At 62.9% G+C, this 672-nt stretch carries 1 protein-coding gene; it reads left to right on the top strand.

Features of this window, described 5'->3' with window-relative positions:
• Nucleotide 1: 1 nt before the first annotated feature.
• Nucleotides 2–672 (top strand): type VI secretion system tip protein TssI/VgrG (gene tssI, locus BN1130_RS10745; RefSeq protein ID WP_042042008.1); only part of this gene is annotated, 671 nt, incomplete at its 3' end.

Raw genomic sequence — 672 nt, 5'->3', positions numbered from 1 at the left:
CATGGCAGACAGCACAGGACTTCAGTTCACCATCAAGGTAGGGGCCTTGCCCGAATCCACCTTCGCCCTGGTCGAGTTCACCCTCGATGAGCAGCTGAGTCGCCCCTTCAGCCTGCGGCTCGATCTCGCCAGCCATCAGGCCGATCTCCCCTTCGCCGACCTGCTCGACCAGCCCTGCGAGCTGCTGGTCTGGTACAACGGCGAATTGCAGCGCCGGGTCAGCGGTGTGGTCAGCGACGCAGCCCAGGGAGACAGCGGCTTTCGCCGCACCCGTTACCAGCTGGAGGTCAAACCGGCCCTGTGGCGCCTTGGCCTTCGCCGCAACGCCCGCATCTTCCAGGCGCAAAAACCCGATGAAATCATCAGCATCTTGCTGCAGGAGGCGGGCATCACCGACTACGCCTTCGCCCTGAAAAATGACCATGGCCAGCGGGAATATTGCGTTCAGTACCGGGAGTCCGACCTCGACTTCGTCAACCGCCTCGCCGCCGAGGAGGGTATCTTCTATTTCCACGAGTTCGAGCAGGGCAAGCACCGCATCGTCTTCGCCGACGATGCCGCCGCCCTGAACCCAGGCCCCGAGCTGTTCTTCAATCTCGGCAACCGCTCCCTGGAGCAGGGCCCTTATGTGCGCCAGTTCCACTACCGCGAATCGGTGCGCACCAGCGATGT

This window comes from Aeromonas rivuli, from assembly GCF_000820045.1.
Taxonomy (GTDB): Bacteria; Pseudomonadota; Gammaproteobacteria; order Enterobacterales; family Aeromonadaceae; genus Aeromonas; species Aeromonas rivuli.
Note: the sequence above shows the minus strand (reverse complement) of the source record. Positions and strands in the feature narration are given on the sequence as shown.